Origin of the sequence: Nocardia sp. NPDC057227 (genome assembly GCF_042669725.1) — a bacterium.
In the GTDB taxonomy this organism is placed as follows: domain Bacteria; phylum Actinomycetota; class Actinomycetes; order Mycobacteriales; family Mycobacteriaceae; genus Nocardia; species Nocardia asteroides_A.
In genome coordinates this window covers 297,222-310,263 of the sequence record NZ_JBHUXA010000003.1, presented here as the reverse complement: position 1 = coordinate 310,263, position 13,042 = coordinate 297,222, and the positions used below count along the sequence as shown (strand labels likewise).

Annotated in this window: 13 protein-coding genes; 6 read left to right on the top strand and 7 right to left on the bottom strand. The window is 70.5% G+C overall.

The genetic code is table 11. From position 1 onward, the window contains the following. Positions 1–44 precede the first annotated feature (44 nt). The 3 genes from ACFUJ1_RS07310 to ACFUJ1_RS07300 all read left to right on the top strand — a co-directional run bounded on the left by ACFUJ1_RS07310 (position 45) and on the right by ACFUJ1_RS07300 (position 3,440). Complete coding sequence (locus ACFUJ1_RS07310; RefSeq protein WP_378643581.1) at positions 45–1,364, top strand: NAD(P)/FAD-dependent oxidoreductase; 1,320 nt, start codon at positions 45–47, stop codon at positions 1,362–1,364. Positions 1,365–1,569: 205 nt separating this feature from the next. Next, a complete protein-coding gene (locus tag ACFUJ1_RS07305) occupies positions 1,570–2,385 on the top strand; it encodes a GNAT family N-acetyltransferase (protein WP_378643578.1) in 816 nt (271 codons plus the stop codon). A gap of 5 nt (positions 2,386–2,390) precedes the next feature. Then, positions 2,391–3,440 carry a lysophospholipid acyltransferase family protein gene (locus ACFUJ1_RS07300; RefSeq protein WP_378643577.1) on the top strand — a complete coding sequence of 350 codons (1,050 nt, stop codon included), beginning with the start codon at positions 2,391–2,393 and terminating at the stop codon, positions 3,438–3,440. Here ACFUJ1_RS07300 and ACFUJ1_RS07295 read toward each other — a convergent pair. The 3 genes from ACFUJ1_RS07295 to ACFUJ1_RS07285 form a co-directional block, all read right to left on the bottom strand. Further along, complete coding sequence (locus tag ACFUJ1_RS07295; RefSeq protein WP_378643575.1) at positions 3,404–3,991, bottom strand: class F sortase; 588 nt, start codon at positions 3,989–3,991, stop codon at positions 3,404–3,406. The two genes, ACFUJ1_RS07300 and ACFUJ1_RS07295, sit on opposite strands and share 37 nt — an antisense overlap. A 38-nt stretch (positions 3,992–4,029) precedes the next feature. Then, positions 4,030–5,376 carry an ice-binding family protein gene (locus ACFUJ1_RS07290; protein ID WP_378643779.1) on the bottom strand — a complete coding sequence of 449 codons (1,347 nt, stop codon included), beginning with the start codon at positions 5,374–5,376 and terminating at the stop codon, positions 4,030–4,032. 226 nt (positions 5,377–5,602) lie between these two features. Then, on the bottom strand, positions 5,603–6,301 hold the full coding sequence (locus ACFUJ1_RS07285) for a DUF998 domain-containing protein (protein ID WP_378643573.1): 699 nt from the start codon (positions 6,299–6,301) through the stop codon (positions 5,603–5,605). Between the two features lie 341 nt (positions 6,302–6,642). Between ACFUJ1_RS07285 and ACFUJ1_RS07280 the strand changes: the two genes are divergently transcribed. Beyond that, entirely contained in the window at positions 6,643–7,404 is a 762-nt protein-coding gene (locus ACFUJ1_RS07280; RefSeq protein WP_378643570.1) for a GAF and ANTAR domain-containing protein, read from the top strand. Positions 7,405–7,424: 20 nt separating this feature from the next. Here the strand turns inward: ACFUJ1_RS07280 and ACFUJ1_RS07275 are convergent, their stop codons facing one another. The 4 genes from ACFUJ1_RS07275 to ACFUJ1_RS07260 all read right to left on the bottom strand — a co-directional run bounded on the left by ACFUJ1_RS07275 (position 7,425) and on the right by ACFUJ1_RS07260 (position 10,965). Next, a complete protein-coding gene (locus ACFUJ1_RS07275; RefSeq protein ID WP_378643569.1) occupies positions 7,425–8,060 on the bottom strand; it encodes a vancomycin high temperature exclusion protein in 636 nt (211 codons plus the stop codon). Between the two features lie 101 nt (positions 8,061–8,161). Beyond that, positions 8,162–9,304 (bottom strand): N(5)-(carboxyethyl)ornithine synthase, encoded by a 1,143-nt coding sequence (locus tag ACFUJ1_RS07270; RefSeq protein ID WP_378643567.1) that lies wholly within the window; start codon positions 9,302–9,304, stop codon positions 8,162–8,164. 108 nt (positions 9,305–9,412) lie between these two features. Continuing rightward, entirely contained in the window at positions 9,413–10,162 is a 750-nt protein-coding gene (locus ACFUJ1_RS07265; RefSeq protein ID WP_378643565.1) for a GAF and ANTAR domain-containing protein, read from the bottom strand. Positions 10,163–10,242: 80 nt separating this feature from the next. Then, the gene (locus tag ACFUJ1_RS07260; RefSeq protein WP_378643563.1) at positions 10,243–10,965 is read right to left on the bottom strand and encodes a GAF and ANTAR domain-containing protein; all 723 of its coding nucleotides are present in this window, start codon (positions 10,963–10,965) and stop codon (positions 10,243–10,245) included. A 565-nt stretch (positions 10,966–11,530) separates the two neighbouring features. Here ACFUJ1_RS07260 and ACFUJ1_RS07255 point away from each other — a divergent pair. After that, positions 11,531–12,373 (top strand): SigB/SigF/SigG family RNA polymerase sigma factor, encoded by an 843-nt coding sequence (locus tag ACFUJ1_RS07255; RefSeq protein WP_378643560.1) that lies wholly within the window; start codon positions 11,531–11,533, stop codon positions 12,371–12,373. Between the two features lie 207 nt (positions 12,374–12,580). After that, on the top strand, positions 12,581–12,895 hold the full coding sequence (locus ACFUJ1_RS07250; protein ID WP_378643559.1) for a DUF5994 family protein: 315 nt from the start codon (positions 12,581–12,583) through the stop codon (positions 12,893–12,895). The last annotated feature ends 147 nt before the right edge of the window (positions 12,896–13,042 follow it).

Below are 13,042 nucleotides of genomic sequence, written 5' to 3'. Positions count from 1 at the left end.
AGAGAAGGAAACGAAACACCGCACCTGGTGAGGGGACACCGATCATGGAACAGCCGTTGGCCGACACCACTCCGCTCGGTACCGAGAACGTCGAACACGCCGACGTCGTCATCGTCGGCTCGGGCTTCGGCGGCCTGGCCGCCGCCAAGCGCCTCGCCAAGGCGGGCATCAACTTCGTGCTGATCTCCAGCACCAGGGAGCACCTCTTCCAGCCGCTGCTCTACCAGGTCGCCACCGGCGTGCTCGAGTCCGGCGAGATCGCCCCGCCGATCGCCTCGGTGCTGCGCAGGCACGAGGAGGCCGATGTCAGGCAGGGCACGGTCGTCGCCGTCGACCCGGCCACCGCGGTGCTCACCTACGCCACCCCGAACGGCATCCAGCGCAGGCTGCGCTACGGCTCGCTCATCGCGGCCACCGGCGCCAGCCAGTCCTACTTCGGCCGCGACGAGTTCGCGGAGAAGACGTTCTCGCTCAAGACCATCGACGACGCCAAGGCGCTGCGGGCCCAGATCGAGCGGGTCTTCGCGGAGGCGAAGCACGCCGACGCCGAGACCAGGCGCAAGCTGCTCAGCTTCGTCGTGGTCGGCGCGGGCGCGACCGGCGTCGAGGTCGCGGGACAGTTGAAGGAGCTCGCGAAGCGGCACTACCACCAGGAGATCTCGGTGACCCTGGTCGAGGGCGCCGGCGCCGTGCTCCCGCCCTTCGGCGGCGGGCTCTCGGAGTACGCGAAGGAGACGCTCGCCGGGAGCGGCGTCGAGGTGCTGCTCGGCACCTTCGTCACCGACATCCAGTACGGCGAGGTCACCGTCAAGGACAAGGCGGGGGTGGAGCGCCCGCTCCCGGCCGAGACCGTGGTCTGGTCGGCGGGCGTGCAGGTGGGCGGCTTGGCGACGGTGCTGGCCGAGGCCACCGGCGTCGCCACCGACCGCGCGGGCAGGCTGCTGGTGAACCCGGACCTGACCGTCGCCGGCTACGCCGACATCTACGCCATCGGCGACATGACCTCGCTGAACGGCTACCCGGGGCAGTCGCCGGTCGCCATGCAGGAGGGCAGGCACGTCGCCGACGTCATCGCCAGGCGCAAGCAGCCGGGCACCGCGTTCCACTACTGGGACAAGGGGAGCATGGCGGTGATCAGCCGGTTCAGCGCCGTGGTGAAGCTGAACGAGCGCATCACCTTCCGCGGTTTCATCGCCTGGTTCATGTGGCTCGCGGTGCACCTGCTGTACCTGGTCGGCTTCCGCAACCGGTTCGCCGCGGTCGTCTCCTGGCTGGTCGCCTTCATCGGCACCGGCCGCCCCGGCTTCGACGAGGTCGAGCCGGAGGAGATCGCCGCGCTGGAGCGGGAACGCCTGGCCGCCTGACCGACGCGACCGATCGCGCCGTCCCGCTCGGACGGCGCGATCGTCGCATTTCGGGCACCCGGCATCGGCGGCGGCACGGGCGGGCGAACCGGCACCGACGGGCCGGTGAACAGCTGGAGTGACGAATATCTCGTTAACCGAACGGGCACGCTCCTGACACCACGCGGACGCCGCTGCGCGGTTTCCGGGTGAGTTCATCGGGTACATGACAATCTCGTCCGTGCTGACAGCCCCGGCTCGACCGTCGGACGCGGGGGTGGAAAGAGCCCGCTACGCCCTGGTCGTCTCGTCCGATGCCGAGCACCGCGAGGCCGCGCAGCGGCTGCGCTACCGCGTCTTCGCCGACGAGCCCGGCTTCTCGATCCCCGACACCGGCACCGGCCTCGACGCCGACCGCTTCGACGAATTCTGCGACCACCTGCTGGTCCGCGACGAGGCCACCGGCGAGTACGTCGGCTGCTACCGCATGCTGCCGCCGGACAGCGCCGCGGCCGCGGGCGGCTACTACACCGCCACCGAATTCGACCTGAGCGCGCTCGACCCGCACGGCAACCGGATCGTCGAGATGGGTCGCGCCTGCGTGCTGCCCGCGCACCGCAACGGCTCGGTCGTCACCCTCATGTGGGCGGGCATCCTGCACTACATCCAGCTCACCGGCCACGAGTGGGTCATGGGCTGCGTCTCGGTCCCGATGCGGGACCGGCCGGAAGACCCGGCCGGGGTGAACGTGCGCGGCGTGCGCGACCAGGTCATGGCGAAGCACGCGAGCGAGCGCCGGGTCCGGCCGTACCACCCGGTGGTGGTCGACGGGCGGACGCTGGACGAACTGCCCGCCCCGCGCCGCCCGAAGCTGCCGCCGCTGATGAGCGGCTACCTGCGCCTCGGCGCCGAGGTCTGCGGCGAGCCCGCGCACGACCCCGACTTCGCCGTCGCCGACTTCGTCGTGATGCTCGGCTTCTCGACCATCAACACCCGCTACCTGAATCGGCTGCAGGACGCGGCCGCCGGCTTCGGAGGCTGATCGCCATGGTGACCGAGATCTTCGCCGCGCCCAAGGCGGCGCCCGTGCACGCCTGGATGCCCGCCTGCCCGTGCGGGAGCGGCTGCATCGACGAGGGGGATCGAGTCGGCCGCGTCCGGGTGGCGGCCAGGATTGCCGGGGTCGCCGGGCTGCTGCTGAGCTTTCCGGTCGTCAACGGCCTCACCCCCGCGGGCCGCCGGGAGCCGCTGCACCGCGGGTACGCGCGCGCCATGCTGAGCGTGCTCGGCATCCGGCTGTCGGTGATCGACAACCGCGACAACCCGCAGTCGGCCGGGGCCACGCCGGCTTCCGTGGTCGACCCGGGCAGCATCGCGCCGAACCCGAACGCCCACTCGGGCCGCGAATCCAGTCGAGTCGCGAAGCGGACGCGATTCGCCGAACCCGCCCAGGGCGCGCTGATCATCGCAGGCCACATCAGCTGGTCCGACGTACTGGTACTGGCAGCAGTACAGCCCGTCGGCTTCGTAGCCCGAGCCGACATGCTCGAATGGCCCGTTCTCGGCAAACTCGCGGTCCGCATGCGCGTGATCCCCATCGAACGCGAGAGCCTCCGCAAACTCCCCGACGTCGTCACCCGGCTCCGCGACCGCCTGCAGGCGGGCGACCGAGTAGCCGCGTTCCCCGAGGGCACCACCTGGTGCGGCCGCGCCTACGGCTCCCTGCGCCCCGCCCTCTTCCAGGCCGCCATCGACGCGGGCACCCCGGTCCAGCCGGTCCGCCTCGCCTACCGCGACGGGAACGGCAACTCCTGCACCGTCCCCGCCTTCATCGGCGACGACGGCTTCACCACCTCCGCCGCGCGGGTGCTGCGCGCCCGCGGCATGGTCGCCGAGGTGGTGCTCGAACCGCGCGAACTGCCCGGCTCCGACCGCCGTGACCTGGCCCGCCGGGTCGAGCGCGCGGTCCGCGGGGAGTCCAGCCCCCGGCACGGCAGCTGGATCGAGGCGGGGTTCACCCGCGTGCAGGACCCGGAACTCGGGGCCGCGCGGCGGCTCGCTCACACCGGCGGGGTGATCCCGATGAGGGCGGAGTAGACGACGATGTTCGAGAGATAACTTCGCGCGCCGGTGTCGAATTCGCCGCCGCACGTCACCAGGTGCAGTGCGCTGAACCCCTTCGACTCGTAGATCTCCCGTGTGGGGAACTCCGACTTCGGATAGCTGGACACGTTGTGCACCAGGAAGTGCGCGACCGATCCGTCCGCCCGGGTGACGTGGATCTGGTCCCCGGGGCGGAGCGCGGACAGCCGGAAGAACACCGCGGGCCCGGTGTAGGAGTCCACGTGCCCGAGGATCACCGCGGCGCCGACCTCGCCGGGCGCGGGGCCGTAGCGGTACCAGCCGGTGATCTCGTTGGCGGGTGGAAGTTCAACGGTGCCATCGGGATCGAGGCCGATCTCGATCACCGGCCCGGTGAGGTCGATAGCCGGGATGTCCAGGTTCACCGGCACCGCTGTCGCGAGTGACACCGGTGCGACCCGGCCGGGTTCGAGCGTCGGCGGCGGAGCCTGCCGCAGGCCCGTGAGCAGACCGGTCGCGGCGAGGAGCAGCAGCCCCACCGCCGCCCGCCGGTGTCGCTGGGACACCGGCGAGCGGCGTGCGTGCTCGGGCGAGGCGGATCGGATCACCGCCGGTTCCGGCCGTGCTGCGGGGGCGGGGTCCGATGCCCGCGGACGATCCGGCTCGCTGCCAGACCGACGCCGGGTACGACGAGCAGGCCGAGCCCCATCAGCTGGTTCGCTGTGCCGCCCTCACCGGTGTCGGGTGCACCCCTCGGGGTGGCTCCCGGTCCCGGTGCGCCCTGCTCGCCTTCACCGCCGGGTCCGCCCGGTCCTTCAGGTCCGCCGGGTCCTTCGGGTCCGCCGGGTCCACCGGGGCTTTCAGGTCCGCCGGGTCCACCGGGAGCTTCGGGTCCGCCGGGGCCTTCAGGTCCGCCGGGTCCGCCCGGTCCACCCGGTCCGCCGGGTCCACCCGGTCCGCCGGGGTTCCCCGGGAGACCGGGAATCGGGGGCCCGCCGGGTCCGCCGGGCAGTCCGGGGATGGCCGGAACACCGGGCAGCCCCGGAATGGTCGGCACACCGGGGATGACGGGCACCGGCACCCCGGGCAGCCCGGGAACCGTCGGCACCACAGTGGTGGTCGGCACGTCGGGCGTCGTCGTCGCCGTGGTGGTCGTGGTCGTGGTCGTTGTTGTCGTCGTCGGTGTCGGGGTGTCGCACAGCGGCCTGACGATCCGGTTGGTGTCGAGACTGACCTGCCCGTTGCGGGCCAGCATCCGCCCGTTGACATTGGTGCCGGTCTGGACCGAAATCGAGGTCAGGGCCATCACGGTACCGACGAAGGTGGTGTTGGTACCCAGGGTGGCCGAGCTGCCGACCTGCCAGAACACGTTGCACCCGGTAGCGCCGCCGATCAGCGCGACGGTGCTGTTGGATGCGGTGATCAGCGTCGATCCGGCCTGGAAGATGAAGACGGCGTTGGGATCGCCCTGTGCGTCCAGGGTGACGGTGCCGGTGAGCGACATCGCCGACGCGGCCCGGTACACCCCGGCCACCAGGGTCTGTCCACCGAGATCGCTGGTCACGATATTCGGCGGGGTGCGGCCCGCCGCGTCGTTGTAGGCGGTGACGAGATCGGATTGGGCCTGCAGGGCCACCGCGTCGGCGGAGTGGATGGTGCCGGAGTTCACCTCGCCGGGCGGGAATCCGGTGACCGCCGTTCCCGGGCTGACCCCGAGATCGCCGGAGATCACCGACGGTCCGGTATTGGTGACGGCGGCGCCTGCCAGGACCGCGAACGACGTCGCCGTGCCCAGCCCGACCGGCGGTTGCGCGGCGCCGGCGATGGGGGTTTCGCCAAGCGCGCCGAAAACGGCGACCGCCGCGGTCAGGGCACCGCCGGTGAGCAGCAGCCCTATTCGCCTGCGCGTCGAAGCTCGTGGCGGTGGAGCAGCATAATTCGGCATGACCATAGGAAACACATCCCTTGACAGTGAAATTACCCGAAGGTAAAGACTCAGTGCGAAAAAACGCAGATCGGCCTGGATATGCGAAAGGAGACTCGCATCGACTGGCCTGAAAAGGGATGCTGGGTCATGGCACCCGAGAGATATCCGACAGCGACCGGCCTCGTAGCGAAGCGTCGCGTTCCGATCAATTCGACATCACGCCGTGCAGAGTTCGGAACCAAATAAAACTTCAGGTCGGTAATGTCCGGAGCGAATTCATCGGGACACGATCCGGGCGCCGCCGCGCCGCGTCTCGGAGCGACGCGATCACGATGGCGGCCCCGATGACGGCCATCCAGGTCGGCAGGGGATAGAAGACGAGCCGCTCGGTGACGCCGATCTCGAGCCCGACGACCATCAGGACCGTGCCTGCGATCCCGACGGAGGCACAGCAGGCCGACCACACCGCGGCGAGCCTGCGCTGCTTCCAGAGCCAGACCGCGAGCAGGATCAGCACGATGTGCCGGGAGACCAGTGCGGGCAGCACCGCGAGAGCGTGCACCACGATGCCGTCGTTGGACGGGAAGATGCCGGTCGCGGCCGTGCTCGTGCCGATGACGACGGCGAGGCCGACGATCGACCATTGCCGCGGGCCGTGCGGGATGTAGTCACGGAAACCGATGGCCCCGGCGATGGTCACCAATCCCAGCGCGACGAAGGTCGCGTTCATGATCAGATGCAGCGGGGAGCAGGCGTGTAGCGTGCAACTGGTGACGCCGAGATCGCTGATGGTGTCGTGGCGGAAGCTGTAGGGCATCTGCCGCCACGCGGTGGCGGTGACGATCTCCGCGATCAGATAGGTGCAGACCAGGCTCCACGCGACGCCGGCCGCGAGGCGGCGGCCGGGCAGAGCGGGGGAAACCGGCCACTGATCGCGGTGTGTCCGCATCCGTACTCCTGCAGATCGAGGTGGGTGTTCGACTGCCGGGGTCAGGGACAGGAGAGCGAGGGGCGTAGCCCCACTCCGCCAGTCTAGAGCCTCCGGTGCGATCCGCCGTTCGACATCCTTCGCACTGCCGCACCACATCTCGCCGGGCCGGCGTCCGGCGTGCCGCCGCCGCCGTCGGAAGCGCAGGGCAATTGCGCGTCTCCGCACGTAGGTGCCGGTTTCGTGGGTATGTCCACAGGGTCGAGAGTGGTGCCGACGATCGCCGGGGGAGCGGCAAGAGCTCGATATCGACAGGAGCCCGATCACCCGAGCGCACGGCACGAACGAAGGAGTCACCGTAGATGACCGGTACCCCGTTGTCGACGGACGAGCGCGAAGCGCGGCTCGTCGACGCCTTCGTCCACATGGCGGACACCCTGGTCGACGACTACGACGTGGTCGACGTTCTGCACGATCTCGTCAACCACTGCGTGCGCTTCTTCGACGCCGCCACCGCGGGCATCGTCCTGTCCGACCAGCGGGGCAGCCTGCAGGTGCTGGCGTCGTCGACCGAGCAGACGCGCGTACTCGAGCTCTACCAGCTGCAGACCAGTGCGGGGCCGTGCTGGGATTGTGTGCACACCGGCGGATCGGTCCTGATCCCGGACCTCACCGCCGCAGCAGGCCGCTGGCCGCTGTTCGTTCCCCGCGCCCTCGACGAGGGGTTCGGGTCCGTGCACGCGATCCCGATGCGGTTGCGCGGCGAGACCATCGGCGCGCTCAATCTCTTCGGCCGCATGCCGGGCGCCATGCCGGAGCAGGACCTCCGCGCGGTCCAGGCGCTCGCCGACACCGCGACGATCGGAATCCTGCAGGATCGGGCCATCCGTCGCGGCGAGATGCTGGCCGAACAACTCCAGACCGCACTCGCCAACCGCAGCACCATCGAGCAGGCGAAGGGCGTGCTCGTGCACGCCGGTGACATCGATATGGACCAGGCATTCCAGGCACTGCGGCGCTACGGCAGGCGTCGCGGCGCCCGGCTCGCCGAGATCGCGCAGCACCTGGTCACCGGCGAGATAAGCCCCGAAACCGTGCTCGGCGAGCACTACATCGGCGGGTAGCGGCCGCGCTCGGCGACCCGCTACGGCGCGTTCATCGCGTCCCGCACGCTCGTCTCCCGGTCCCCGAGGAAACGGGGGGCGGGCCGCGTGATCATGGCGATCGCCGCCTTGCCCGCCGCCAACTGGTCACGCACCCAGCACTTCCACCAGATTCCATTGCGCGGCTGCCCGCTGTCGGCAACGCCGTCGGTCTCGATCCCCGCCGTGCGGCACAGTGCGATGGTGCGCGGCATGCTGAAGTCCTGGGTCACCACGATCGCGCTCGTGACCCCGAAGATCTCCCTGGCCCGCACGCAGGACTGGTAGGTGTCGAACCCCGCGTAGTCCAGCGCGACCTTGCGCTCCGGCACTCCGGTGCGCACCAGGTAGTCGCGCATCACGGTGGGCTCGTCGTGCTCCGGCGTCCCGTTGTCCCCGGTGACCAGCAGTGCCCGCACCTTGCCCGCCGCCAGCAGCTCGCGCCCGATATCCAGCCGCGCCGCCAGGTACGGCGACGGCTCGCCCGCCTTCTCGTAGATCTGTGCCCCGAACACGATCGCCACATCGGCCGCGGGCACCGAGGCGACCGTGTGGTCCGTCCCGGCCCCGCGCCACCGCACCCAGCCGATCGAGCTCGCCGCCACCACGGCGACCGCCAGGGCCGAGATCGCTCCCACGCGCACCAGCGTCCGCGGCCGTGGCCATTTCCGCCGTGCGTCCCCTCGTTTCTCCATGCGTCCAGTTTGCGTGTCCGGCCCGGTGCGCGGGGACACCCGGCTCACGCGACGGCGTACGGGTAGGCCGCGGCGCGGCCCTGGAAGGAGAGGATCCGGGGATTCTGGATCCGCCCCGCCCGGATCTCGATCGCGCGCCGGATCGTCTCGCTGCCGTCCCAGGCGTCCGGGCCGGCCAGCACGGTCGGCAGGTACTCCAGGAGCGCCTCGGAGTTCTCCCAGGTGGCGGAGTTCCACAGGAAGGAGGGGCTGTGGTCGACGCCGTAGTTGTGCAGGTCGGTGCCGACGGTGAACATCGGGTCGGCGAACGAGGTCGGGCGGGCCCATTCGAAGCCCATGCCCGCGTCGCAGGAGACGTCGACGAACAGCGTGCCGCGCGCGAACAGCTCCAGATCGTCGTTGCGCACGAACACCAGTGGCTCGTCGGTGTCCTGGAGCATGCAGTTGACGACCACGTCGTACTGGGCGAGCACCTGCGCCAGCGGGCCCGGTTCCGGCGCCTTCAGTGCCAGGACGCGGCCGGAGTCGGCCGGATCCCGCTGGAAATGCTGCATCCGCACCGAGGCGAACGGCGAGGCGACCGCGGAGACGCTGCGCTGGGTGAACACCGTGACATCGCTGATCCCGAGCGCGGATAGCGCCCGGACGGCGCCGCGGGCGGTCGCGCCGAAGCTGATCACGGCGGCGCGCATCCGCCGCCCGTAGTCGCCGGTGGAGCCGCGCAGCTGTAGCGCGTGCAGGACCGAGCAGTAGCCGGCCAGCTCGTTGTTCTTGTGGAAGACGTGGACGCTGAAGTTGCCCTCCTTCGTCCAGTGGTGCATTTCCTCCCAGGCGATCAGGGTCAGCCCGCGGTCGACGGCCAGCTGCGTGAGCTCCGCGTCCTGCACGCAGTGCGGCCACCCCCACACGACCTGGCCGGGCCGCAGGTTCCGCAGGTCATCGGCCACCGGCTTCGGCAGCAGCAGCACGTCGCACTCGGCGAACAGCTCGGCACGGGTCCGCGAGCCGCCGACCAGCGGGGCGAGGTCGGCGTCGGGGTAGCCGAAGCGGTCGCCGTAGCCGTGCTCGAGAAAAACGCGGGCGCGCAGCCCTGGGTCGATCCGATCGAAGTGCGCGGGGTGGATCGCCAACCGGTGCTCGTCCTCTTTGCGGGAGGTCGCAACTACACCGATGGTCAGTTGCTTCACCGAACCAGTCTACCCACCGGCGGAGGGAAATCCGCAGGTCAGCACCCGGGCCAGCTGGGGATCGGGCGGTGGGTAGCGGGGCCCGCTACCGACCGGGTCCGGTGTCGGTCACAGGTCGGCGAGCACGGCGTCGGGGGTGACGGCTCCGGTGACCAGTTGCCTGGCGATGTCGGAGAGCCGGATGCTGCGCCTGCGGCCGTAGCCGCGGAGCGCCTGGAACGCCTGGTCCATGTCGACGCCGCCCGCGTAGGCGAGCACTCCCTTTGCCTGCTCGATGGCGATGCGGTTGGTCAGGGCGGCCTGGAGCTGTTCGGTCAGGACCTCGCCGCGGTGGATGGCGCGTTCCTGCAGGATGCCGATGGTCGCGGTGTCGGCGAGGGCCTGGGCGGTGCGCAGGTCCCTGGCGGGCAGGTGGCCGGGTTCGCGGCCGAACAGGTTCATGGCGCCGATGGTGTCGCGGCGCAGTCGCATCGGGATGGCGTGCACGGAGACGAATCCGTAGTCGAGCGCGCGCGGCACGAACGAGGACCAGCGGTCGCGTTCGGCGCGGAGGTCGGCGATCGAGACCGGCTGCCCGGTGTGCACGCAGTCCCAGCACGGCCCTTCGCTGGTCTGGAGCTGGAACAATTCCAGCATTCGCGTCTGCTCGGTGGACGAGGCCAGCACCCGCAGGCTGCCGCGCTGGTCGGACAGCACGATACCGGCGGCGGCGGCGTCGAACAGGCGGACGCAGTGCGACACCAATTCGTGCAGGACGTCGGCGATGTCGTAGTCGTCGACCAGGGTGTCCGCCATCCGCACGAAGGCGTCGACCAACCTGGCTTCTCGTTCGCCAGATGTCTTGATCGTCTCAGGCATCCGGGTCTCCTTCCTCTGTGTCGAGCGTAGTGCTCGGCAACTCATGTCGTCCGAGTCGTCGTCGGGTGTCCGGGGCCGGTTCAGCACTGATCGAGGTCGTGCGGGTCGAGCCGGCGGGTGACGAGGTCGTCGGCGACGTCGGCGAGCGGGCGTCCGGTGCTGAAGGCGTAGCCGCGCAGTCGCGCCAGAGCGTGCTGGGCGGGCATCTGGAGAGCCGCGATGAGCATGCCCGTCGCCTGATGGATGTGCGGGTGGTTGGCAGGCAGGTCGGTCCAGGGCGCGGTGCGGTGCTCGGCGCCCATCTCCAGCAGCGCGACGGTGACGGCGTCGATGATGCGCAGGGTGACGGCGAGGTCGGCGGTGGACAGCCATCCCGGCCGCGCGCGGTAGAGGGCGACGACTCCGAGGCAGGTCGCGCCGGTGACCAGGGGGAAGGCGTAGACCGCTGCGATGCGCTCATCCCGCTCGGCGGCGAAGATCGGCCACCGGGCGCCATCGGGGGAATCGAGATCGGCGATCAGCACCGGGCGGCGGGTCTCGAAGGCTTCGAAGCACGGCCCCTCACCGAGGTCGAACTGGCGGTTCTCGATCTCCGCGATGACGTCGTCGCTGGTGTAGAGGGTTTCGCGGTTCCCGGTGTCGGCCATCAGCGAGACCGAGGCCCCGTCGATCGGCAACGACTCCACCGCCAGCCGGGCCAATCGCGTGACCGCCGCCAGGCCGCCGCCGCTCTCGCCCAGGGCGCGCAGCAGCGCCGCGCGGAGGCCGTCGCCCCCGTTGTTCGTCCGGTCACTCCCGGTCACCGGCAGGGACCTCTCCGTGGGGGCGTGCGACCTCGGTCTCCGTCGTGTCGCCCGTTCCTTGCTCGCACTGTTTCCCCTCCCTGACGACGCGACCGGAACCGAGCCGAGTCCAGCGGGCCGGGGTACCGGCGTCGATCGCCGGTTACCCGACGAGCTGTACCCCCGATCGGCGCTGTCTCACCTGCCGGGGCGATCGCTGTTAGACTGACCTCGAGGACACGGCTGTTCCTCACATTCGAAATTCTCCTCACTGTCCGTGACCCCGGCAGTCGTACAAAGCACGACTTCAGCCGGTGTCATTGCGGGACAGATCGAGTATCTCCGCACGGTAGACGACGCGGCGTCGATCATTCGCCGCGAGCCTGCTGACGCCGTCGCCGGGACGCGGGATTCAACAGCGAGACCGCCTCCCCCACCGGACGTTCGACAGTGCCCGGCGCCCAGATATTCGGCGCGCCGGATGCTGCTTTCGCAGGGAGTGCACGATGCGGAAACCGCTATCGGATAACAGGTATCGACCCTCGGACACGGTCGTGTTCGCCCGCGCTGCCGAGGAGGCCGGCCGATGAGCCCCGGCGTCGACACCCACACGGGCTCGGAGTTCCTGGCGGCGCCGCCGGCTCCCGCGTCTCGCAGGCACCGCGGCAGCGACAGCTACGACGATCTGGAGCCGTTGCTCGCCGAAATGGTCGCGCTCGCGGCCGCCGACCCGCGCCGGAACATGCTCAGGGAGCTGGCGATCCGGCGGTGCCTGCCGCTGGCCGAGCACATCGCCCGCCGCTACTCCGGCCGCGGGGAGAGCCTCGACGACCTGGTCCAGGTCGCCAGGGTCGGGGTCCTGTACGCGATCGATCGCTTCGATCCCGATCGCGGCACGAATTTCCTCGCCTTCGCGGTGCCGACCGTGATGGGCGAGGTCCGCAAGCATTTCCGCGACCACGCCTGGGCGATCCGGGTTCCGCGCCGGGTGAAAGACATCCACCAGGCGCTCGGCCCCGTGACCGAGGCCCTGACCCACCGGCTCGGCAGGCCGCCGAAGGCGCGCGAGATCGCCGCGGAACTCGGGGTCGACACCGTCGAGGTCACCCACGCCCTGATCGCCCACAACGCGTACCGGTCGGTGCCGATCGATGCGGCCGCCCTCGACGACGATCAGGGGGCGCCCCGGGCGCTGGCGGGCGCGCTCGGTGCCGAGGAGCCCGAGTACCAGGTCGTGGAGGACTACCTCGCGGTCGAGCCCTTGATCGCGGCGCTTTCCGAGCGCGACCGCTGGGTGCTGAGGATGCGCTTCTTCGAGTTCCGCACCCAGAACGAGATCGCCGAAGTGCTCGGCGTCTCCCAGATGCACGTCTCCCGTATCCTCTCCAGGACGCTGAACCGATTGCGCGAGCAGGCATTACGGGACTGACCGCCGATCCGGCCGCGCCGCGCGAAGCGGAACCCGCCGCGCCCACCTGGATACCGTCGCCCTCCCGGCCTGTCGGTGCCCCGACCCGCCGCGCGCGCGGCGTAGGGTCGGCGTTATCCGGCGGCAACCCGCGCGCTGACCAGTAGAGGCTGCGTCGTCGCCGGATCGACGACCCGGCCTTTCCCCCGGCCTCGACGGGAGCGTCCGATGACGCCGCCACCTGCCCCCGCATCCCGTTTCGCCCAGCATCCGGACCCGAGCGGCTATGTCGATGCCACCTGGTGGCCGCGCTCCACCGACCTCGGCACGGAACTACCCGATCTGATCACCGCGCTCCAGCCCGAATCCTGGCCGATCTCGCGGGTGGTCTACGACCCGGCAGCCTGGTCGGCCGCGCCGCCGCACCTGGTGGTGGACGGCGGCACGGTCCGGCTGGATCCGTACACCTTCGAGCTGTCCGAGACCATGTACGTCTACGGAGCCGACGGCATCGTCCTCGTGGTGCTGGTCGTCCCCGCCTAGGCCGGTTCGAGCGCTCGCCCCCGAACTCGGCGCCGCCGAACCCCGCGGGTTCATTCCCGGGCGATCAGGTCGCCGACGGTGGCGAGGGCAACCATGTCCGGCCCCGCAACACCGCAGCAGCGTGCTGTCCTCGACGGAGTGCCAGGA

Coding starts and splice junctions, on each gene's coding strand:
- ACFUJ1_RS07280 (WP_378643570.1), top strand. CDS start 6,643: ATGACCGGTACCCCGTTGTCGACGGACGAGCGCGAAGCGCGGCTCGTC.
- ACFUJ1_RS07285 (WP_378643573.1), bottom strand. CDS start 6,301: ATGCGGACACACCGCGATCAGTGGCCGGTTTCCCCCGCTCTGCCCGGC.
- ACFUJ1_RS07300 (WP_378643577.1), top strand. CDS start 2,391: ATGGTGACCGAGATCTTCGCCGCGCCCAAGGCGGCGCCCGTGCACGCC.
- ACFUJ1_RS07305 (WP_378643578.1), top strand. CDS start 1,570: ATGACAATCTCGTCCGTGCTGACAGCCCCGGCTCGACCGTCGGACGCG.
- ACFUJ1_RS07250 (WP_378643559.1), top strand. CDS start 12,581: ATGACGCCGCCACCTGCCCCCGCATCCCGTTTCGCCCAGCATCCGGAC.
- ACFUJ1_RS07255 (WP_378643560.1), top strand. CDS start 11,531: ATGAGCCCCGGCGTCGACACCCACACGGGCTCGGAGTTCCTGGCGGCG.
- ACFUJ1_RS07290 (WP_378643779.1), bottom strand. CDS start 5,376: ATGGTCATGCCGAATTATGCTGCTCCACCGCCACGAGCTTCGACGCGC.
- ACFUJ1_RS07265 (WP_378643565.1), bottom strand. CDS start 10,162: ATGCCTGAGACGATCAAGACATCTGGCGAACGAGAAGCCAGGTTGGTC.
- ACFUJ1_RS07310 (WP_378643581.1), top strand. CDS start 45: ATGGAACAGCCGTTGGCCGACACCACTCCGCTCGGTACCGAGAACGTC.